A 22,027-nucleotide genomic window follows, 5' to 3' on the forward strand; every position below is an offset into this window, starting at 1 on the left:
GTTTCACGTAATTGCATAACAAAACAAATACGATTACTCAGAAAATGGCAGAGGAAGTTCAATTATTTGAGGATTTAAAGTTGAATCGTCAGATTCTGAATGCGATTGAAGACCTGGGCTTTACAAAGCCTACGGAGATACAATCTAAAGTAATCCCTGTGGCGCTGGCCGGTCACGACCTTTTTGGTATTGCTCAAACCGGAACGGGTAAAACGCTGGCTTTTGTTGCTCCATTGATCATGAAGCTGAAATATGCTCAGGGGAATGATCCTCGAGCACTTATCCTGGCTCCAACACGTGAGCTAGTGCTTCAGATTGCTGAAAACTTCAAGGATATAGCTAAGTATACCGACTTGAGAATGGCTGCTTTGTATGGTGGTGTCGGACCTAAAACTCAGATTGAAGAAGTGGAAAAGGGAGTAGACCTGATTGTGAGTACTCCGGGGAGGTTTATGGATCTTTACCTCAAAGGCCACATCATGCCGAAACAATTGAAGACACTGATCCTTGATGAGGCGGACAAGATGATGGATATGGGCTTTGTTCCTCAAATCCGTCAGATTTTGGAAGTGGTACCGAGAAAGCGGCAAAACATGCTTTTTTCAGCTACTATGGCTGATCGGGTGGTAAAGCTGACTGAAGAGTTTTTAGAGTTTCCACAGAGGGTTGAAGTGGCTCCACAGGCCACTGTTGCAGAAACCATTGAGCAGTGGCTGTATGAAGTGCCTAACTTTAAGACCAAGATCAATCTGTTGATTCACTTCTTGCAGCAGGAGGAGTTCTCAAGGGTTATTGTTTTTGTAAAGACCAAAACCAATGCAGATAGCATTGCCAAGTATATTGATAGAAGGGAGTTAGGTCCGGTGCGCGTGGTTCATGCCAATAAAGGGCAGAATAGCAGAATTAATGCAGTAAATGAATTTCGTGAGGGAGATATCAGGGTACTGGTATCAACCGATGTGACTGCCAGGGGTATGGATATCTCAATGGTTTCGCATGTCATCAATTTTGACTTGCCACTGGTTTATGAAGATTATGTGCATAGGATTGGTAGAACAGGGCGGGCTGAAAATGAAGGAATGGCTATCACTTTTGCTAATGAGTTAGAAATGCAGCATGTTCCCAGAATTGAAAAGATTATTCAGCAGGAAATTAATCGCGCGGAGATGCCGCAAGGTATAGTCATTGAAAAAACTCCATTTGAGGAGAGACAGGAAATGGCGCGTACACTGGATAACATGAAAAAGAAATTAGACCCTACATTTAAAGGCGCCTTTCATGAGAAGAAAAAGAAATTTGATCAGCGTAGTAAACCTAAGAACAAGAAGGGAAACCGCAGAGGGAAGAGGAGGTAAGGGAGGCTTTGGAAAAATTGCTAAATTCGCTTACAACTCAAACTCAAAATAATATGCAACGAAAAGTCTTATGGAGTGCTGTGCTTGCACTCTTCCTAATCAGTTTTAATGCCCAGGCCCAAAAAGAAGGTGAATTTCATCTGGATGAAAACTATGCCCTGGGCGCGAATGGTACGGTTTATCTCTCTTCTGAAGATGCTGATGTCCGCATTATCGGTTCAGATCGCAACGATGTTCACGTAAAAATTGACCGAATTGAATACGTCAATGGGATCAGGTCAGGGGGCAGGCGTTTCTCTGTCGATGTTGAAGAAGTAAGTGGTGATTTGTACATTAAGGAAAGAAGGTCAGGTAATGTAAGAATCAGTATAGGCTCATTCAGAACAGAATATGAAATTACCATTGAAATGCCCCGTGCTGGTTCGCTGAAAATAGACGGTGAAGATGACGATTATGTCATTAGAAGCGTTGACGGGTCTATATCACTGGATGTTGAAGATGGTGATATCGAAATCTTCGAAACGAAGACTGAAAATGTTGATGTTGTCATTGAAGATGGTGATTTACGCCTCGATGGTGGTGTAGGCAGGCTATATGTGAGAACAGAAGATGGCGATGTAGATGTGAGAAACGGTGCCTTTAACCGCATTGATATTGACTCTGAAGACGGTAATGTTTCTATTGAAACCAGCCTTGACGACAATGGTATTTATGAATTCAGGGGAGATGATGCTGACATAGACTTGCTTATACTGAATGGAGGAGGTAGCTTTTTTATAGCTAAAGATGACGGCAGAGTCAGTTCTTCAAGTCCTTTTAAAGTAGACGAAGAGTCTGATCACAGAGTGAGGCTTTCACTTGATGGTGGGTCAGCCGATGTGGATATCAGGATAAACGATGGAAGGGTAAGACTTAATGCCCGGAACTAGTTTTAACCAATTCTTCGGTCTGCGGGTCATAACTCCAATCTTTCAAACTGGCACCACCCAGTTTGATACTTCGATCAAGATTTTTAATAGCAGAGCTCAATTCGGGCTCTGTTTTTAATTGGAGTGTGTCGAAGTTATTAAACAAAGCTTCCAGCGAATTTAGAATATCGAAATACTGAAGGTCCCCAAAACCATAGTGGGTTTGCCAGCGCAAGAGTTTGCCTACTAATTCGCGTTGGTTATCAGTTTCAGAAGCTAGTTCCAGGATTTTTTGCTCAATCTCTGTGAGACCATTGGTGGTGTGGGGGAATCGTTTAAAATGGGTCTTTAACGCATCAGAGATATACCAAAACTCATCTGAGGGCATAATGGTAAAAGTGAAAAGTTCGTCCACTTCAGGAGAACAATATGCTGCGTAGACATCTGTTGCAAACTCAAACTCTCTCGTATTCAGCTTCAGTTTCTTGCCATAAAGTGCTTCAAATTGCATTGGTGTCAACTCTCCCAATCCATAGAGTTTTCCCGAGTCATCCATTTTACCTGCACAGACAAGGGATATGGTCTGTCCGGGAGCTCTTTCTTTCCCCAGCCAATGAATCAGTGCCATCATGTTGATTTGGCAGAAGAGGTCGTATTCGAACCACAGTACTACCTCATCAAACTCGTTCAGGCGATTTGTAAACTTCTCGAAAGGTTTTCTGACTTCGGCCGCATAAGCTCCTTCTTCAATGGAGAACTTATGAGTCATAAATACTTCTCTTTCCTCCCAAAACGAAGCTGAGTTGAAGTCAATATTTACAGGACCCTCTGATAACACTTCTCTCCACACCAGGGTCTCTCCTTCGATTTTCGTCTGTTTAAAAATTTGAAGTGTGCTGTCTCCGTTGAGGATGTGGATTGTCGTGGCCATAAAAAAAAGGTTACCCGTGAAGGTAACCTTTCTTTCATGCTTTTGGCAAGAAATATTAATCTCTTGAACCGTAGTCCATATCGTCTTGTCTGTCTACAGGGGTTCTATCATCTCTGTTGGCCAGAATCCAGGCGGTATAGAATACCAACTGGGCTCTTTTTGCCATGACATCGAATTCAATTTTATCAACAGTATCGGTTGGTCTGTGATAATCAGCGTGAGTACCATTAAAGTAGAAAATGATTGGAATACCGTGCTTCGCGAAGTTGTAGTGGTCAGAACGATAGTAGAATCTGTTTCTGTCATTCGGGTCATCATATCTGTAGTCCAGATCCAGACCAGTATAGGTGATGTTGGCGTATTCAGAAATAATCTTCAAATGGCTGGAAAGTTTCTCAGAACCGATCGCATAAACATAGTTTCTGTTGCCGGACTCTTCGTGCTCTGGGTCAACCCTTCCGATCATATCGATGTTCAGGTTGTTTACCGTTTTGTCCAATGGGAAAATGGGGTGGTCACCATAGTACTCAGAACCTTTCAATCCTTTTTCTTCACCAGTCACGTTGAGGAAAAGAATACTTCTTCTTGGTCTGTTGCCTTCTTTTGCGGCTTGTGCAAATGCTTCAGCAATTTCCATTACACCAGTAGTACCTGATCCATCGTCATCAGCACCATTGTTAATCACAGAACCATCTTCATTTTGACCGATGTGGTCGTAATGAGAAGAGATCACCAGAATTTCATCTTTTAGGTCAGTGCCTTCAAGAAAAGCCAGCATATTTTCTGTTTCTATGGTGTTTAGTTTTTCTTTTACCATTACACCAACATTACGCGCTTTAATCGAAGAAGGATCTGATGCAGCTGCATCCAGTTTATCGGGAGTACTGTTCAGCATTTTAGCAGCATCTGCTTTAGTTACGTAGAATACAATGCTTTCATCCCCTGTCAGTTCCTTGTCAAATCTCAATCTGCCCATCATGGCTCTTCTCGCCTGACGAGGCAAAGTTTGTTTAAACTGCTCGTCATCGGCACTGGCAATAAAAACAGCCTTGGCTCCTGACTGAGTTAATTTTTGAAGGTTGTCCCTTGAACTGGCGGTTGTGATAACTCCTTTACCGTTCAGGTCCATGCCATCAATGTTATCTCCATTGCCAACAAAGACAGTAGATAGCTTCATTTCCTTGTCCATATTGGCCTGTCCGAAGAAAATGAAATCTTCTCCGTTCATCAGTTTTTTGCCTTTTACTTTGATGTAAACTTCAGACCAGTCAGACTGATACATATTAAATTTCTGGCGATAAGTGCCATCAACAGGACCTTGAAGACCTAGTTTCTGATAAAATTCTTCAAGGAATCTGGATGCTTTTTTCTGGCCTTCAGTACCAGTTTCTCTTCCTCCGAAGTCATCTGAGGCCAAAATGGTCAGTTTACTTCTCATATCATCTGGTGTGATCGTATTGGCATACTTCACAGCCGTTTTATCCTGTGCGTTTACAGCAAGTGTCAGGATCATGAGTCCCAGAAAGGACAGCTTTAATCTCCTCATTCTATACTTAATTAAAGGTTATAATTTTTTAGCGGTTTAAAGCTAAGCTTTTTTTGGAAGGATGAGTGCAAGACTTATGTATTCGGCAGGCTTTTTTTGCCTCCAATATATAAGGAAATCAGAGGGTTGTAACTTACATTTGCAGCACGTAAGCTAGAAGTAAATCGAACGAGAACTGGAGATATGACAAAAATTGATTTAAGAAAGACTCAGAGGTTTGAAGATCGCCATAATGGTCCTGACCAACAGGAGGTTAAGGAAATGTTAGAGGTGATAGGATCGCCTAGCCTTGATACACTGATTGAGGAAACAGTGCCGGCTGGAATTAGAATGAAAGAACCGCTGAATCTTCCGCTCCCTAAGTCAGAATTTCAATTTCTGAAAGACCTGAGGCACATTGCGGCCCAGAATAAGATGTTCAAATCATACATCGGTATGGGGTATTACAATACCATAGTACCAGGTGTGATTCAAAGAAATATTCTCGAGAATCCAGGATGGTATACTGCCTATACTCCATACCAGGCCGAGATAGCACAAGGTAGATTAGAGGCGCTGATCAACTTCCAGACCATGGTAATGGATCTTACAGGAATGGAGATTGCCAACGCATCCCTTCTTGATGAAGCTACTGCAGCAGCCGAAGCTATGTTTATGTTTGCCGGTCAGAGAAAGAAGGAGAAGAAAGCGGCTAATACTTTCTTTGTCGATGAAAATACTTTCCCTCAGACCATTGACTTGCTGAAAACAAGATCAGTACCTGTAGGGATTGAACTAGAGATAGGAAAAGTCTCAGAGCTTGATATTACCAGAGAAGATCTTTACGGAGTATTGATTCAATACCCGGCCAATGACGGAAAAGTAATCAATTACAAATCCTTCATTGAATCAGCTCATGAGAACAATGTGTTTGTAACTGTAGCGGCTGACCTCATGTCTTTGGCCTTGCTTACACCTCCTGGTGAAATGGGGGCGGATGCTGTTGTAGGTACCACTCAGCGTTTTGGTGTGCCAATGGGCTATGGAGGTCCTCATGCGGCCTACTTCGCTACTAAAGATGAATTCAAGAGACAAATCCCCGGTAGAATCATCGGAGTCTCAATAGATAGCCAGGGCAACAAAGCTTACAGAATGGCTTTACAGACTCGTGAGCAGCATATCAGAAGAGAAAAGGCTACTTCTAACATCTGTACTGCACAGGTATTGTTAGGTGTAATGGCAGGTATGTATGGTGTGTATCATGGTTCGAAGGGTATCAAGCACATTGCATTCAAGATTCATGGTTTTGCCAAACTGTTAGACAAGGGTCTACAGTCATTGGACTTCAAACAATTGAATGACCATTATTTCGATACACTAAGAATAGAGTGTGAAAGTGCTCTGGCAGATAAGATCAGAACTATTGCTGAGGTAAATCAGGTGAACTTCAGGTATTTTGAAGATGGCGACATCGGATTGGCAGTGGATGAAACTACCAGAGTGGAAGACATTGAAGTGATCCTGAATGTGTTTGCCGAAGCCACTGGTCAGGTGATGAGCTTCGATCTGGATGCTGAAGCGGCTGACCTGGAAATAGAACTTCCAAAAGAACTGGAAAGAACTTCTGATTTCATGACTCACCCGGTATTTAACCAGTACCACTCGGAGCATGAAATGCTGAGGTATATCAAGAAACTAGAGAACAAAGACCTGTCTTTGGTACACTCCATGATTTCTCTTGGTTCTTGTACGATGAAATTGAATGCTACGACTGAAATGGTAGCAGTTACCTGGCCTGAATTCGGTGATATTCACCCATTCGCGCCAACATATCAGACCAGAGGGTATCACATGATGTTCAATGACCTGGTAGACTGGTTATCCGAAATTACCGGTTTTGCTGATGTTTCTCTACAGCCGAACTCCGGTGCTCAGGGAGAGTATGCTGGTTTGATGGTGATTAAGGCATACCATGAAAACAGAGGAGAAGGACATAGAAATATTGCTATCATTCCTTCCTCAGCTCATGGAACTAACCCTGCTTCAGCGGTAATGGCCGGTATGAAAGTGGTTATTGTGGCTTGCGATGAGAAAGGAAATATTGATATGGACGATCTCAAAGCCAAGGTAGAACAACACAGTGAGAACCTTTCATGCCTGATGGTTACTTACCCTTCAACGCACGGTGTATTTGAGGAAAGTATCAAAGACATCTGTGCTCTGATCCATGAACATGGTGGTCAGGTGTATATGGATGGTGCTAATATGAACGCTCAGGTTGGATTGACCAGCCCGGGTATTATTGGGGCTGATGTATGTCACCTGAACTTGCATAAGACCTTCTGCATACCTCACGGTGGAGGAGGCCCAGGTATGGGACCGATTGGAGTAGCGGAGCACCTTGCACCATTTCTTCCTGGAAACCCGGTGATTGAAACGGGTGGAGAACATGCTATCACAGCTATTTCAGCTGCACCATGGGGTAGTGCGAGTATCCTGACTATTTCTTATGCCTACATTGCGATGATGGGTGCTGAGGGATTGACCAACGCGACCAAGCTGGCTATCCTCAATGCCAACTATATTAAGGCCAGACTGGAGAAGGATTTCAAGATTCTTTATGCAGGAAGCAAAGGAAGATGCGCTCACGAGATGATTGTTGATTGTCGTGATTTTAAAGCACAGAAGATTGAAGTGGAAGATATTGCCAAGCGTTTGATGGACTATGGATTCCATGCTCCAACAGTTTCTTTCCCTGTGGCGGGCACCGTAATGATTGAACCGACAGAGTCGGAATCTAAGGTAGAACTGGATAGATTCTGTGAGGCGATGCTAAGCATTCGTCAGGAGATCAGAGAAATTGCCGAAGGCGATGCTGATGAGCAGGACAATGTGTTGAAAAATGCTCCTCACACTGCCGGTATGGTATTAGAAGGTGAGTGGCTAAGACCTTACAGCAGAGAGAAAGCAGTTTATCCTGCCGATTATGTGAAGGAAGCTAAGTTCTGGCCAACAGTTGCCCGAATCGATTCTGCTTATGGCGATAGAAATTTAATGTGTAGCTGTATTCCTGTTTCTGAATATGAGGAAGAGGAAGCTATGGCTTAAAATAGATTTTAGACGTTAGAAACTAGACTTTAGATAGGCTGTCCCTTAATTGGGACAGCCTTTTTGATTTATGCGGTTAGTTCCAGCTGGCTTTTTTGGTAGCGATGGTAAAATTGATAAGGTAAATACGTCAAAAGTAAGATTGAGCACGAAATTATCAGTAAGGATTGGCTCCAAGACAACTGCTGCAAAGCTGTCAATTTGATCTCAGTTGTTTCTTTGAAGAAATCCTTCCGGATTTCGGTCATTTCTTTAGGATTAGCCGCGTCTTGTTCCAGGAATTGCATGAGCTGTGCTGTTCCAATGAGCTCAGACCTGCTGTCTATTTTAACCTCGTTTTGGAAAGATAAAAACAAAAATAAGACCGACAGACAAATACCAATTGTGCTGAGGTAACCTCCGACATACGCTATTTTCTTAATCATGATATTGTGTTTTGGGGTGGTTAAAATCTTTAAATCTCTTTCGAGTTGGTAAGGCGAGTTGGGAAGCAGCTTTTGTTTGGCTATTTCAAAACTCGTTTCAAAGCCCAGCTTTTCGCTGTCCATAGAGAATTCAATTTCGGTTGCGAGATGATCGGTCAGATCATCCATGAGTTCCTGATCAGTGAGGCCTTGGGATTTCAGGTAGGCTTTAATGTGTTCTATATGATAGTTGGTCATGATAAAGCCGTTTTAGATTTACCAAACAATAAGGCCAGAGTACTCTGAAAGTCCATTACTTCCTGAACGGCAGGGCTTACAACGGTCTTGCCTTTCTCTGTAAGACTGTAGTATTTTCTGATCCGGTTGCCCACATTAACTGACTCGGTTTGCAGATAACCTTCTTTGGTCAGTGCGTGCAAGCCGGGATAAAGTGAACCTTCTTTAATGAGTATTTTGCCTTCCGAACTTGCCTTTACGTGCTGTACTATCTCATAACCATACATTTTTCCATGATCAGCCAGAAGCTTGAGAATAATGGGTTTGAGGATACCTTTTAATAGTTCTCTTGAATACATAGAGTAATAATACATCATAATTCTATGTATATCAAATTAAACATAAAAAAAGCCGCTGTGGGGCGGCCTGTCTATTATATAATATCTGAAGTCTGGCATCTACACATGCACGTGTCTCTCAGCATGATACGAAGACCTTACCAGTGGCCCCGACTCTACATATTTGATTCCCCTTTTCTCCCCTTCCACTTTAAAGAATTCGAATTTGTCAGGGTGAATATATTCTATTACTTCATGGTGTCTTTTGGTAGGCTGCAGGTACTGACCCAGGGTTAGTACATCCAGTCCAACTGCAGCCAGATCATCCATCAATTGGAAAACCTGGTCGTCTGTTTCACCGAGGCCGAGCATAGCACCTGACTTGGATCTTTTACCATACTCCTTGATTCTTCTAAGCTCCTCCAGACTTCTGTCATACTTGGCTTGTGGACGAACAGGTCGGTACAGCTCTTTTACCGTTTCCATATTGTGAGAAACCACTTCCTGACCTCCATCAATCATTCTGTAGAGGGCATCCCAGTTTCCTTTTACATCCGGAATAAGTGTTTCTATGGTCGTTTCAGGACTAAGTTTTTTTGTCTCAACTACGGTTTGGTACCATATTTCTGCACCACGGTCTTTCAATTCATCACGGTTCACTGATGTCAATACAGCATGCTTAACCCCCATGAGTTTAATGGCTTCAGCAACCCTTTTAGGTTCCTGCTCATCATATTCAGGTGGTCGGCCGGTTGCTACAGCACAGAACGAACATGAGCGGGTACATACATTACCCAGAATCATGAAGGTTGCGGTTCCGGCTCCCCAGCACTCACCCATGTTTGGGCAATTGCCGCTTTCACAAATCGTATGAAGTTTATGATTATCGACCAGTTTTCGCACCTTGGCATATTCAGGGCCAATAGGAAGCTTCACTCTCAGCCAGTCAGGCTTTCTGCGTTTTTTCTCTTCAACTGGTTTAGATACAACAGGTAATTCAATCATTGATCGTTCCTCCGATTATAAGAACACAAAGGTAAGGCAAAGGTTCCAAATAAACAGGAAGAGTAAGCCTAGTTTCTATTGCCGAAATAAATGGCTAAAAATGCTGCTGTAAAGACGCTTTTGTTATCAGCCAGGGGGAGGATGTCAATCTTTCTGGTATAAGCGTCTACAGTAAAGCCAACCTCTATTCCGAACACCCTTCTTTTTGTAGAATTGGTTTCAAAGGTTAGTGATGCTTTGGCATGGCCGCCCAGTACAAAGCTGGTTTCTCCCAGCCCTCTGAAGGGTCCGGCTGTACCCAGGATAAATGGCCTGGCATGTTGCGCGTTATCCGGGTCGTATTGCTCTTTTCGGTTTTGAGAGATCTCTATATAATAGGGTATCTCCATACCAATGGTAGGTCCTACGGCTACCAACCCGGTAATCCTTGCTCCTTGTTGAGGTGCTTTTTTGAAGAGTATGCGCTCTCTGCCATAAGTGGGTCTTAGACTGACGAGGTAGTTGGACTTTCCATACACGAAAGAGCTGCCTGTGAATGTGGTTTCCTTGGCTTCCCTTGGGTGCTTGATATTTACCAGCTCAATGGCCCAATGAGAAAGATTCTGGTTGCCCAGATAATTAGAGTGTCTGAAATAAAACCCGCTGATGAGTCCTCCATTGGTTGCCTTTACAATGCCAAAGACATTTTCAACCTGATATTCTTCATCTATATATTGTTCTATCTGTTGGGCCTTGGCCAGATGCAGTGGGGCTGCAATGCACAGAAGAAAAATGGTGTTCTTTAAAATACTCTTCAATTTTGCTGCTAGCTTTGAATGTTGGTAAAGTAACGAATTTTTATCGTCCGTAGTTTATGAAAACAGTAGAGACTAAATATGAAGGTGGACTAAGAACAAGTTCTGTTCACCTTAAATCAAACAACACTTTTCAAACCGATGCACCCTTAGATAATAATGGTAAGGGTGAGACTTTTTCTCCTACGGATACAGTCGCTGCTGCATTGGGAGCCTGTATGATGACTGTGATGGCTATTGCAGGAGAGAAGGAGGGATTGGATATGAGTGGAATGCACCTTGCTACCCAAAAAGTAATGGCAGCAAATCCAAGAAGGATTGCTGCCTTAAAAGTAGATTTCTATTGGGATAACTGTCCTCTAAATGATAGTCAAAGAGACTGGATCAAGGACATTGGCATCAATTGTCCTGTGGCCTTAAGCCTTAGTGCTGACTTGAGACAGGAAATTAATTTCCATTTTTAAGTACCCAGTTTACAAGCTCACCGGCATCTTCTGGTCGGTTGGGCTTTAACTTGTTCTTTCTGGCATATTTTCTCATTTCCTCTGAGTAAACACCGAAGAGGTCGAAAAATGCTGTTTTACCATTCGGAAGCTCCACCCATTTGTCGTCCAGCTTTAGGTAAGCATCACTAAAAGCTTCGATCTTATTGTTTTTATCACCCATACCGGTAGACAAATCATAAGACTTAGGAATGAATTCCAGGTAGTGCTTCACTTTTACAAATGGTGAGGACTTAACGTTTTGAATGAAACCACCCAGTCCAGCTTCAGGCCATACTAACTGCATGTTGCTGAATGATACTTCTTCCATATCATCAACTGGTTCAAAGGTGAACTGCTTCACAATGTTCCATGGAATGATTTCGTCTGTTTCTACATTTTGCAGCGTTTCTGTCTCCAGATTATATAGGAAATAACCTTCTCTGGTGGCACCACTTAATAAAGTGATATTCGCTTTTCTGGCCTTTTCGTAAAGGAAGGGCTGGTAGTCGGTTACATCTTCTACAGGCAGGTGACTCCTGATAAAGCTCTTACCTGCACCGTTTCCTCTCAGGTTAATAGATACCTCGCCAGATAGCTGAGTTCCTGCAGAACCACCACTTGTAACTCCTCCTGATCCGTTTTGTGCCTGAGCTTGTAAGCTCAGCACCAGAGCAGAAAAAAACAATGCTGCGTTTCTAATATACTTGAGTTTCATGTCTTTATCTTTTTTGATAATTTAATAAATATTCGTCTCTAAATCAATTACATAAGTCTCTGCTTAATAACAATATAGAGACGATATACCATTACTATAACGTCAATGAAAGGTGAGGATACACCTACATTATTTTCTTATACTTGATTCTTTTGGGTGCTACATCTCCCATGCGCTTTTTGCGATTCTCTTCATACTCAGTAAAGGAACCTTCGAACCAGTAAACCTGAGAATCTCCTTCGAATGCCAGAATATGGGTACATATTCTGTCGAGGAACCATCTGTCGTGAGAGATGATTACCGCGCAACCACCAAAGTTTTCCAGACCTTCTTCTAACGCACGAAGTGTATTTACATCGAGATCGTTAGTAGGCTCATCGAGTAGCAACAGGTTAGCTCCCTGTTTGAGTGTCAATGCCAGGTGAACACGGTTTCTCATTCCTCCGGAAAGTTCAGATACCTTTTTATTCTGATCGCTACCGCCAAAGTTGAATCGACTCACGTAGGCTCTGGAATTAATTTGTTTTCCCCCCAGGTTAATAAGTTCATTACCTTCTGAGATAACTTCCCATACTGTTTTGTTTGGATCGAGTTTGGTGTGCTCCTGATCTACATAAGCGATTTCCACGGTTTCACCTACTTCGAAAGTACCTGCATCAGGTTCCAGTTTACCTGTTATCATGTTGAAGAGTGTAGTTTTTCCCGCACCGTTTGGTCCGATGATACCAACAATACCACCTTGAGGTAAAGAGAAATCGAGATTCTCGTAAAGTAGTTTATCTCCAAAGGCTTTAGAAACTCCTTTAGCATCAATCACCTTAGTCCCGAGTCTAGGGCCTGCCGGAATGTACAATTCCAGTTTTTCTTCCTTCTCTCTGTTTTCCTGACTGAGTAGTTTGTCATACGCGCTCAAACGAGCTTTGGCTTTAGACTGCCTGCCTTTAGGAGACATTCTAACCCATTCCAATTCACGTTGAAGGGTTTTCTGACGTTTGGATTCTGTTTTTTCTTCATCAGCCAGACGCTTTTGTTTTTGCTCTAGCCATGAGCTGTAGTTTCCTTCCCATGGAATACCTTCACCACGGTCGAGCTCTAGTATCCAGCCGGCTACATTATCTAGGAAATAACGGTCGTGAGTTACGGCAATTACTGTTCCTTTATATTGCTTCAAGTGTTGTTCCAACCAATGCACTGATTCGGCATCGAGGTGGTTGGTAGGCTCATCCAGCAGAAGCACGTCTGGTTCCTGAATCAGCAGGCGGCATAAAGCAACTCTTCTTTTTTCTCCTCCGGAAAGCTTCTCAATTTTGGCATCCGCTGGGGGCGTTCGTAGCGCATCCATAGCTCTTTCCAGTCGGCTGTCTAAATCCCATGCATTTTTCTGGTCAAGCAATTCCTGCACCCTGCCCTGTTCTTCAATGAGCTTATTCATGGCGTCTCCATCGGCCAATACATCAGGATCGGCAAATTTGAGATTGATTTCTTCGAATTCCTTCAACAGGTCTACCACCTCTCCGGCACCTTCTTCCACAACTTCCTTAACGGTCTTGTTTGGGTCAAGCTTCGGTTCTTGCTCCAGCATACCGACAGTATAGCCCGGAGAGAAGACAACTTCACCCTGATAGTTTTTGTCTTCACCTGCAATAATTCTAAGCAGTGAAGATTTACCTGCTCCATTGAGGCCAAGAACACCGATTTTGGCTCCATAGAAGAAAGAGAGGTATATGTTTTTAAGAACTTGTTTTTGTGGCGGATATATTTTGCTGACTCCCGCCATTGAAAAGATGATCTTATGATCGCTCATATTGTAAAATTTTGACCCAAATATGCTAAAAAATAGGCTCGATTTGAGTGCTGTAAATTGATTTACTTAATTTCGGCCACTTAGTACAGATACATAGAATTCAAAGTGGATTACGGTTACATTAAAAACGGCAAAGTTTACAGAAACGCTTTTCTGGATTTTCCTGAGAAAGAGATAGGTACAGTAAAAGATAGTGAAGAAGCTACCATGCAATACTTCACAGATCGTTTTCAAGGCCTTTTAAACGAAATTACTGAAGTACAGCATAAGATCGAAAGTCAGTCTAATAAGGGGTCCTTCCTGATGAAGGTGATTAACCTGAAAGAGAGCCTGCCAACGATGGATGCCATGGGCGATTTTGAGAGTGTACATAACAAGCTTGTAGAAATTGAAAGTGAGCTGAATACCTATATAGATCAGAACCGACATAAGAATCTGCAGATTAAAACTGCCTTGCTTGAGGAATTAAAGTCAGTGGCTTCGAGTCACGAGTGGAAGTCAGCGACTGAGGCAATTAAGGAAATTCAGCAGAAGTGGATTAAAACCGGAGCAGTTGACTCAGAACACAAAGACAGGATTGAAGGAGAATATAAACAACTCACTAATCAGTTCTTTGAAAGAAAGAGTGCCTTTTATGCAGAAATTGAAAAGATGATGCAGGAGAAGGAGGCTGATTATGAAGAGTTTCTGAAAAAGGCCAGGGAGAAAATTTCCAAGGGTAATTCAAACTTTAAAACGTTGAAGGCTGACCTGATGTCTGAGTGGAAAGAGTTGGGTAAAATAAAACATGAAAAACATGCTGCTTTTTGGGATGAATTTCAGCGCTTGTTAAAGTCGGCCATGAGGTCATCAAAAAGTGCAGGTCAGGGAAAGGCTTCAGTTGAGGAGAACATTAAAAGGAGACAGGAGATACTGGATAAGTTAAGTGCGTTGAGTGAATCCCTTGAACCGAAGATTAACCTCAATCAGGTGCGCAAGGAATGGAAAATGGCTGGTTTTGTGCCTAAGCAAAAGAATTATGAAATGAATGAAACTTTTCACAGGCTCACTTCATTAATTAGCGAAAAGATATTCCTTGGTCAGTTATTGCAAAAGAAAGCCAGAAAGGATATGTCTGAACAGGATTTAGAGAAACTGAGGATCAGACTTCTTTATGATTTGCTAAACAGGGATGTTGCAGAACTGAAGACTTTTGAGGAAAATGTTGAGAAGTTTAATACAGCTAAGGGACTAGACCATTTACTGGATCAGAAGCTTTTTCAACAAAAAAGAAAAGTTGAAGTGAAGAAGGAAATTCTCAATCAACTAAAGGGGCTCCAAAACAGCAATTAAAGGCAGGTTTTTCGGCCTTAAAAATGAAGTAAAAAATTGAGGCTAAGCATTTGAATTTTAAATATTTATTCCATTCTTTTGCACGCCAATAAAAAAGAAGAAAAATGTACTGGACACTAGAATTAGCATCCTATTTAGAAGATGCACCCTGGCCGGCCACAAAAGATGAATTGATCGATTTCTCGATCCGTTCAGGTGCTCCTTTAGAAGTTGTTGAAAACTTGCAGGAGTTGGAAGATGACGGTCAGCCGTACGAGAACATTGAGGAGATTTGGCCAGATTATCCTACAAAAGAAGACTTCTTCTTTAATGAAGACGAATATTAAGAAAAACTGAAGCCCCGCACCGCGGGGCTTTTCTTTTATACTTTCCACCAAGGTTATCGCCTTCCCGCCACATTCTCCTTCGGCTTTTTCAACTTTCTCCTTATATTACTCCTCTATCCACTTTCGCGCTGGATTGTATGAAACAATTGTTGACATTTCAAACGAGTTATTCAAAATGAATTTAAACCTTAAAGCTAAGCAGGAGAGAACCTACGATGCTATTGTGGTTGGTTCAGGAATCAGTGGTGGCTGGGCAGCGAAGGAGCTGAGTGAAAACGGCCTAAAAACACTGGTACTTGAGCGTGGTCGCAAGATCGAGCATATCAAGGACTATCACACTGCAACTATGGACACCTGGGATTTGCCCAATCGTGGTAAAACACCCCCGGATGTTATTGAGAAGCACTACCCTAAACAAAACAGAACAGGCTATACAACAGCCGAAGCTCACAGACACTTCTTTGTGAAGGACGATGAAAATCCATATCAGGAAGATTCCCGATTCGACTGGATGAGAGGATATCACCTGGGAGGTAGATCGATTACCTGGGGACGTCAGAGTTACCGTTGGAGTGACATCGATTTCGAAGCCAACTCGAAAGATGGATTTGGTGTAGACTGGCCAGTTCGTTACAAAGATATCAAACCATGGTACGACTATGTAGAAAAGTACATTGGTGTAAGTGGTGAAAACAGAGGGTTCAAACAACTACCTGATGGTCAGTTCTTGCCTCCGATGGAAATGAACTGCGTTGAGCAGGACTTCCAAAAGGCAGTAGAAAGTAAGTGGAACAACAGATGGGTAACCATAGGTAGAACCGCTCACCTGACTCAACCACTTAGTGTAAATGACCCTGATCATAAGAATCCTGGACAGAGAAGCCAGTGTTTATTCAGAGATAGATGTATGAGAGGATGTCCTTATGGTGGATACTTCTCTAGTTTGTCTTCTACGCTTCCTGCCGCAGTGGCGACAGGTAATGTGACTATCCAGACCGATGCTATCGTGCACGAAGTAATGTACGATGAGAGTACGGGTAAGGCAGTTGGCGTAAGAGCTATCGATCAGAATACTAAAGAATCAACTGAGTATTACGCTAAGGTAATCTTCCTTTGTGCTTCAGCTATAGCTTCAGCTGGTATTCTTCTTCAGTCTAAATCAGGTAGGTTCCCTGATGGTCTTGGTAATGATAGTGGCGAATTAGGTCACAACATTATGGACCACCACCTGGGAGTTGGAGCTGGTGCTACTGTAGAGGGATATGAAGATAAATATTACAAAGGACGTAGAGCGAACGGTATATATATTCCACGTTTCAGAAACCTTGGTGGTAGTTCTAATATGAAGAACTTCGTCAGAGGTTATGGATATCAGGGTTCTGCATCCAGACAAGGATGGGGTCGTAACATTGCCGAAATGAGAGTAGGTCGTGTTGGCGGCAATATCAAAGATGCATTAATGGAACCAGGAGGTTGGACTATGGGCTTCATGGGCTTTGGAGAAATTCTTCCTCAGCATAAGAACTACATGTACCTAGACTATGACAACCTGGATCAGTGGGGTCTTCCACAGATGAGGTTCGATACCGCGAACTTCCATGAGAATGAGTATGAAATGAGAAAAGATATGGCTGCTGCAGGTGCAGAAATGCTCGAAGCTGCCGGATTCAAGAATGTTTATACTTATGACAACGGTCCTAACATGGGATTGGGTATTCACGAAATGGGTACTGCCCGAATGGGTAGGGATCCGAAAACGTCAGTAGTGAATAAATGGAATCAGGTACACAATTGTAAGAATGTGTTCATGACTGACGGTGCCTTTATGGCTTCTGCTTCATGTGTTAACCCGTCATTGACTTACATGGCGTTTACTGCACGTGCAGCAAACTATGCAGCTGATCAATTGAAAAAAGGAAATCTATAAACCATGGAAAGAAGAGAAGCACTTAAAAATTTAGGATTTGGCTCAGCAGCCATATTTTCTTCAAGCCTGTTGTTTGGAGCTTTGCAAGGATGCTCTCCGCAACCTACTGTGGACTGGGTTCCTGTATTTCTAACTTCTGAAGAGGCAGCTCAATTGGAGAAAATTTGTGAGGGTATTTGCCCTAAAACAAGTACTCCGGGAGCTACTGAAGCCGGTGTAGCCAATCACCTGGATCAGGCCTTGTCTGTCCTTAAGACCGATAAGGAATCTGATTACTTCAGAAAAGGGATGGGTATCTTTGTAAAGAACTTCAATGCCAATCAGGATGTGAAGTTCAACGATGCTACTACCGAGCAAATGACTGCAGCAATTAATGCCTACTTCAAAAAGTACGATGAGAATCCTGAAACCCTCAGAAATCTTAGAAGTCAATTTGGAGAGGACGGTGAAAAATCGGAAGAATTCCTGGAAACTTACTTTGTGACTCAGGTTGTAGACTCAACCTTCCAAAGCTACTTTACCAGTGAACTGGTGGGTGAAACGGTGATGCCGTACGATCCGATTCCGGTAAAATATGAAGGATGTCTTCCATATGAGCCGGGACAGAAGTCCTGGGCAAATGTGTGATCATCATAAATCGAACGGAAAACCCCGGTGGAAACATCGGGGTTTTTTGTTTCCGGTCAGATAAATTGAAGGCTCAATTCTTTACCTCGTTAATAAATTCGGATATTTTGGGTGTACCAACCAGACACTTCCGTTTTGTTAAAAAATAGGTTTTTTGGCTTTCTGGCTATTCTTTTTGTTTTTACCGGGGTAAAAGGCCAAGACCTTTCTTCTGTCCATTATTTTGTGGATTCTACTAAAGAGCTCTCCATTGAGCGTATTCAGGATAAGAATATACAGAGTATTTTCAATAGGCAACCTTTAGAGAATTCGAACTTCGGATTTGATAATAGCAGCTACTGGTTTAAGCTAAAAATTGAGAATCCTTCGGAGGAATCAGTCATTGTTGAGGTAGAACAAAACTCTCTAGATAGCATAACCCTATACCAGAAAATTAATGGCAAGTGGTACTCTGAAACTCTGGGGCATAATTTCGATCCAAGAACCAAGAAGTACAGTGATGTTAACTATGCCTTTGAGCTGAGCCCTGAAGCCCAGGAAGATTTTTTCTACCTGGAGGTCAATACTTCCGGTACTGTAGCCGTGCCCATTTCGGTAACAAGCTTTGATACCTACAGTTCGAATAAGACGAAGAGAACTTTGTTTCTGGGAGTATTCTTCGGCCTTATGCTGGTAATGGCTATTTACAACCTTCTACTTTATACTTATCTGAGGGACAAGGCCTATTTACTTTATGTAGGAGCCACAACTTTCGGTCTCATTACAAGTTTTATCCTCAACGGTTATGGTTACCGGTTTATCTGGCCTGATATGCCTGGTTTGGATAACCATATATATCTCACCTTTGCCGGTTTGAGTATGGTTTGTTCGAGCCGTTTCGCTGCAACGTTCCTGAACCTTAAGCAATATGACCCCAGAATGAATAACTTTCTGTGGGTGGTGGCGGGAGCTAGTTTGTTGATGGTCATACTCAGTATTTTTTACGATGCCAGGCAACTTCTTTTGTATGGCAGACTTTTGGTATTGATAGCCTTTCCATCCTATATCATTATTGGAATCAGAAATTATTTAAGAGGTTATAAAACTGCTATATACTACATCTTCGCATGGGTACCCTATATTCTCGGTTTGGTACTGGTAACCCTTAGGGGAGCCGGGCTTGTACCCGAAATGATAATCACAGCTTACGGTATTGAAATTGGCGGAGCATCGGAAGCCGTTTTACTATCATTGGCCCTTGCAGCAAGGATTAAGGGTATGCGCAAACAACTGATTGAGAAAGAGCTTGAAAAGGAAAGGTTCATGACTCAGGTATTAAGTGAGCAGAAAAGCCTACTTGAGAAAACGGTGGAGGAGCGCACTAAAGAACTTCAAACCGCTAATGAAACAAAGGATAAATTCTTCTCGATTATAGCGCATGATTTGCGAAGTCCTATGATTTCCCTTCAGGGAGTGGGAGAAAAACTGGAATATTTTATTCGGAAAGATAAGTATGATAAGCTGCTCGAGCTGGGTACAAAAATAGACTACTCCATAGACCAGCTCAATCACCTGCTGAACAATTTACTCAATTGGGCTGCCTCTCAGGCCGGAGGGGTTCCTCATAATCCCTGCATTACTAACCTGAAGGAACTGATTGATGAGAATATTCAACTTTACCATGCTATTGCAAAAACCAAAGGAGTCCGTCTTGTTAATAATGCTGATGATGCGGAGGTATATGCAGACATCAATACCATATCTACTGTCATCAGAAACCTGTTGAGTAATGCAATTAAATTTAGCCCTCAGGGAGAGAGGGTCATTCTAGAAATCAGCATCAATGAAAAAGATGTTGAGTTATCAATCAAAGACTATGGTAGAGGTATGACTCCCGGTATGCTGGAAGATGTGCTATCGAATAACTTACCTCAGAGTGTTTCCGGCACCAGAGGAGAGAAAGGTTTTGGTTTGGGCCTGAAGCTTTGCAAAGAATTTGTAGTTTTAAATCAGGGAACTCTGTCTGTAGAAAGTGAACCAGGCAAGGGCACACGGTTCATTGTTACGCTTCCTGCCAGGCCATAATTTCTGTTTCAAGTACACACGAGCTTAATTTTTGTATCAACAAGTCTTAAGGCTTTCTATCATTCATGTATTTTTTTTCTTTCATCAGAAAAACCAAAAAACAGTTTATAATCTTTTTGCTGGCTCTTCCATTGATCTGTCAGGCTCAAAGTATTGACACTCACTCTATAATCTCCGGGATTGAAGCAGCAGAGAGTATTGGAGTACTCGAAGACTATATTCAACAGGCCAATCAGGTTTCAGGTTCCAGTCAGAGTGACGGTCAAATAGTTTACGAGGCTATTCTTTCCAGGGCGAGGAAGCTGGGTAACGGATCATTGGCAAATAGGGCACTTACCAGATTGGGAGCTAACCTGTTCGATCAGGGAAAATACGATTCGGCCATTGTGGTGCTGGACGGCTGGAAATTCAGTGATGCCAGTCACCCTGCTCCATTTGAGCTGCTCGAGCGTAACTTCTACAAAGCGGTGGCCCATTATTATCTGGGGGAATATCAGACAGCCGTAGAGCTTTTTCTCAGCACCGTGAATGAGCCTGCATTAACCAATAACCCGAAATTTCATGGTAGATACCTCCGTGTTTTGGGTGAGGTATATAGAGCAGCTGATAACCTGGACCCTGCTCTCGAATACCTTCAGACGGCACTGGAGATAGCTGAAGAAAATCAGGATTCAGTGGGAATTGCAGCTTCTCTCAACCGGTTAGGTGTAGTCTATTATCAGACGGCTGAACATGAGATATCGGAAAAGCTACTTCAGAGATCCCTCGAAGTGAGTATAGCTGCTAGTGTCACATCGGTTATTTCCAGTAATTTCAACGATTTGGGAGAGCTGTACTTTGCTACCGAAGAATATGAGAAGTGTCTGAACCTCTATGAGCAGGCCCTGGACTATGCTCAAGACAATGATGGTAAAATAAATACCCTCAACAATATTTCCAGGCTCGATTGGAAGCTGGGTCGATACAATGAAGCTATAGCACAAGCAAAACAAGCACTTCAGTTGGCAGAGGAGAGTAATATTCTTACCTATAAAGTAGATGCGACCAAAATCATTGCCGATAGCTATCAGGAATTGGGTAAGTTCTCTGAAGCTACATTTTTCTATAAAGAATATATCAATTTCCGGGAGACACTCTTTGAGGAAGAACAGAGGCGTCAGATAATTGAACTTGAGACTCAATATAAAACAGCCCAAAAGGAACAGGAAATAGAAAGCCTCGTAGAGAGAGAGGCGTTGGAACGAGATAGAAAAACAACCTATCTTATTGGCCTTATTGCTGTGATTTTGTTGATGGGAGTATTGCTTCTGCTGTTTTTTCAAATCAGGAAAAACAATAGTAAAATCAGTAGTCAGAATGACAAACTGGAAGAGCTGAATAATACAAAGGACAAGTTTTTCTCTATAATAGCCCACGATCTGAGAAGCCCCATGATTGCCCTACAGGGAGTGGGGCAGAAACTGGAATATTACATTAGAAAAGACAGACAAGACAAGTTGCTGGAAATGGGAGGTAAGATTGACGAGTCCATTCACAACCTCAATACCCTGCTTAATAACCTTTTAAACTGGGCAACCTCACAAAGCGGTGGAGTGCCACATCACCCCGAGAAACTCAGTCTAAGAAGTATGGTAGAAGAAAACATTCAATTGTTCGATTCACTGGCAGACAGTAAAAATATCCAATTGGTAAATGTGGTAGAGAACTGTAGTATTTATGCCGATCAGAATACCGCCTCAACTGTGATCAGAAACATCATCAGCAACGCCATTAAATTCAGTCCGGAGGGGGAGATAATAATGTTGGCCACTACTGAAACGGAAGACTGCATCGATCTAACCATTACAGATAATGGTACCGGTATGAGTCAGGAACGGATAAAAGGAATATTCACCCAGTCTGTAAAGGGCCAATTGGGGACAGGTGGAGAAAAAGGATTTGGTTTGGGGCTCAGGCTATGTGCCGAATTTATGCAGCGAAACCACGGTTCTTTAAATATTGAAAGTGAAAAGGGAATGGGTACAAAAGTAATTTTGAGCTTTCCCAGGCGAGCTCCGACCATACTAAGGAAACCGGCTTAAAAGAGAAAAAGGACTTGCCTCCCTGTCAAATTCTCTTACATTTAAATCTCACCTATAACTG

The 22,027-nt window shown here is 42.4% G+C and carries 18 protein-coding genes; 10 read left to right on the forward strand and 8 right to left on the reverse strand.

Annotated elements, in window-relative coordinates:
- Positions 1-44 precede the first annotated feature (44 nt).
- Together ACOOEY_RS14495 and ACOOEY_RS14500 are read left to right on the forward strand one after the other, a co-directional pair.
- Positions 45-1,355: a DEAD/DEAH box helicase gene (locus ACOOEY_RS14495; protein WP_420385441.1), complete on the forward strand. Its 1,311-nt coding sequence runs from the start codon at positions 45-47 to the stop codon at positions 1,353-1,355.
- A gap of 53 nt (positions 1,356-1,408) precedes the next feature.
- Positions 1,409-2,284 (forward strand): DUF4097 family beta strand repeat-containing protein, encoded by an 876-nt coding sequence (locus ACOOEY_RS14500; RefSeq protein ID WP_420385442.1) that lies wholly within the window; start codon positions 1,409-1,411, stop codon positions 2,282-2,284.
- Here the strand turns inward: ACOOEY_RS14500 and ACOOEY_RS14505 are convergent.
- Both ACOOEY_RS14505 and ACOOEY_RS14510 read right to left on the reverse strand, forming a co-directional pair.
- Complete coding sequence (locus tag ACOOEY_RS14505) at positions 2,268-3,194, reverse strand: DUF1835 domain-containing protein (RefSeq protein WP_420385443.1); 927 nt, start codon at positions 3,192-3,194, stop codon at positions 2,268-2,270. The genes ACOOEY_RS14500 and ACOOEY_RS14505 overlap by 17 nt on opposite strands.
- A 55-nt stretch (positions 3,195-3,249) precedes the next feature.
- Positions 3,250-4,740 (reverse strand): M28 family peptidase, encoded by a 1,491-nt coding sequence (locus ACOOEY_RS14510; protein WP_420385444.1) that lies wholly within the window; start codon positions 4,738-4,740, stop codon positions 3,250-3,252.
- 183 nt (positions 4,741-4,923) lie between these two features.
- Between ACOOEY_RS14510 and gcvP the strand changes: the two genes are divergently transcribed.
- A complete protein-coding gene (gcvP, locus tag ACOOEY_RS14515; RefSeq protein ID WP_420385445.1) occupies positions 4,924-7,827 on the forward strand; it encodes an aminomethyl-transferring glycine dehydrogenase in 2,904 nt (967 codons plus the stop codon).
- Positions 7,828-7,895: 68 nt separating this feature from the next.
- Here the strand turns inward: gcvP and ACOOEY_RS14520 are convergent, their stop codons facing one another.
- From ACOOEY_RS14520 to ACOOEY_RS14535, 4 genes are all read right to left on the reverse strand, one after another.
- Positions 7,896-8,489: a hypothetical protein gene (locus tag ACOOEY_RS14520; RefSeq protein WP_420385446.1), complete on the reverse strand. Its 594-nt coding sequence runs from the start codon at positions 8,487-8,489 to the stop codon at positions 7,896-7,898.
- On the reverse strand, positions 8,486-8,845 hold the full coding sequence (locus tag ACOOEY_RS14525; protein ID WP_420385447.1) for a PadR family transcriptional regulator: 360 nt from the start codon (positions 8,843-8,845) through the stop codon (positions 8,486-8,488). The genes ACOOEY_RS14520 and ACOOEY_RS14525 overlap by 4 nt, the downstream gene beginning before the upstream one ends.
- An 81-nt stretch (positions 8,846-8,926) precedes the next feature.
- Positions 8,927-9,811 carry a lipoyl synthase gene (gene lipA / locus ACOOEY_RS14530; RefSeq protein WP_420385448.1) on the reverse strand — a complete coding sequence of 295 codons (885 nt, stop codon included), beginning with the start codon at positions 9,809-9,811 and terminating at the stop codon, positions 8,927-8,929.
- 68 nt (positions 9,812-9,879) lie between these two features.
- The gene (locus ACOOEY_RS14535; protein WP_420385449.1) at positions 9,880-10,608 is read right to left on the reverse strand and encodes a hypothetical protein; all 729 of its coding nucleotides are present in this window, start codon (positions 10,606-10,608) and stop codon (positions 9,880-9,882) included.
- Positions 10,609-10,664: 56 nt separating this feature from the next.
- Between ACOOEY_RS14535 and ACOOEY_RS14540 the strand changes: the two genes are divergently transcribed.
- Entirely contained in the window at positions 10,665-11,069 is a 405-nt protein-coding gene (locus ACOOEY_RS14540; protein WP_420385450.1) for an OsmC family protein, read from the forward strand.
- On the opposite strand, the gene ACOOEY_RS14545 is transcribed toward ACOOEY_RS14540, so the two are convergent.
- Both ACOOEY_RS14545 and ettA read right to left on the reverse strand, forming a co-directional pair.
- Entirely contained in the window at positions 11,053-11,805 is a 753-nt protein-coding gene (locus tag ACOOEY_RS14545) for a hypothetical protein (RefSeq protein ID WP_420385451.1), read from the reverse strand. The genes ACOOEY_RS14540 and ACOOEY_RS14545 overlap by 17 nt on opposite strands.
- Before the next feature lie 124 nt (positions 11,806-11,929).
- On the reverse strand, positions 11,930-13,609 hold the full coding sequence (gene ettA / locus ACOOEY_RS14550) for an energy-dependent translational throttle protein EttA (RefSeq protein WP_420385452.1): 1,680 nt from the start codon (positions 13,607-13,609) through the stop codon (positions 11,930-11,932).
- 105 nt (positions 13,610-13,714) lie between these two features.
- Here ettA and ACOOEY_RS14555 point away from each other — a divergent pair, with 105 nt between their 5' ends.
- The 6 genes from ACOOEY_RS14555 to ACOOEY_RS14580 all read left to right on the forward strand — a co-directional run bounded on the left by ACOOEY_RS14555 (position 13,715) and on the right by ACOOEY_RS14580 (position 21,966).
- Positions 13,715-14,941 (forward strand): DUF349 domain-containing protein, encoded by a 1,227-nt coding sequence (locus ACOOEY_RS14555; protein ID WP_420385453.1) that lies wholly within the window; start codon positions 13,715-13,717, stop codon positions 14,939-14,941.
- 104 nt (positions 14,942-15,045) lie between these two features.
- Positions 15,046-15,267 (forward strand): DUF2795 domain-containing protein, encoded by a 222-nt coding sequence (locus tag ACOOEY_RS14560; protein WP_090257868.1) that lies wholly within the window; start codon positions 15,046-15,048, stop codon positions 15,265-15,267.
- Positions 15,268-15,442: 175 nt separating this feature from the next.
- Positions 15,443-17,194 (forward strand): GMC oxidoreductase, encoded by a 1,752-nt coding sequence (locus ACOOEY_RS14565; protein ID WP_420385454.1) that lies wholly within the window; start codon positions 15,443-15,445, stop codon positions 17,192-17,194.
- Between the two features lie 3 nt (positions 17,195-17,197).
- Positions 17,198-17,821, forward strand: coding sequence for a gluconate 2-dehydrogenase subunit 3 family protein (locus ACOOEY_RS14570; protein ID WP_420385455.1), 624 nt, complete (start codon positions 17,198-17,200; stop codon positions 17,819-17,821).
- A gap of 135 nt (positions 17,822-17,956) precedes the next feature.
- A complete protein-coding gene (locus ACOOEY_RS14575; protein WP_420385456.1) occupies positions 17,957-19,885 on the forward strand; it encodes a sensor histidine kinase in 1,929 nt (642 codons plus the stop codon).
- Positions 19,886-19,950: 65 nt separating this feature from the next.
- Positions 19,951-21,966 carry a tetratricopeptide repeat protein gene (locus tag ACOOEY_RS14580; protein WP_420385457.1) on the forward strand — a complete coding sequence of 672 codons (2,016 nt, stop codon included), beginning with the start codon at positions 19,951-19,953 and terminating at the stop codon, positions 21,964-21,966.
- The last annotated feature ends 61 nt before the right edge of the window (positions 21,967-22,027 follow it).

Source organism: Roseivirga sp. (assembly GCF_965216855.1).
Classification (GTDB): domain Bacteria; phylum Bacteroidota; class Bacteroidia; order Cytophagales; family Cyclobacteriaceae; genus Roseivirga.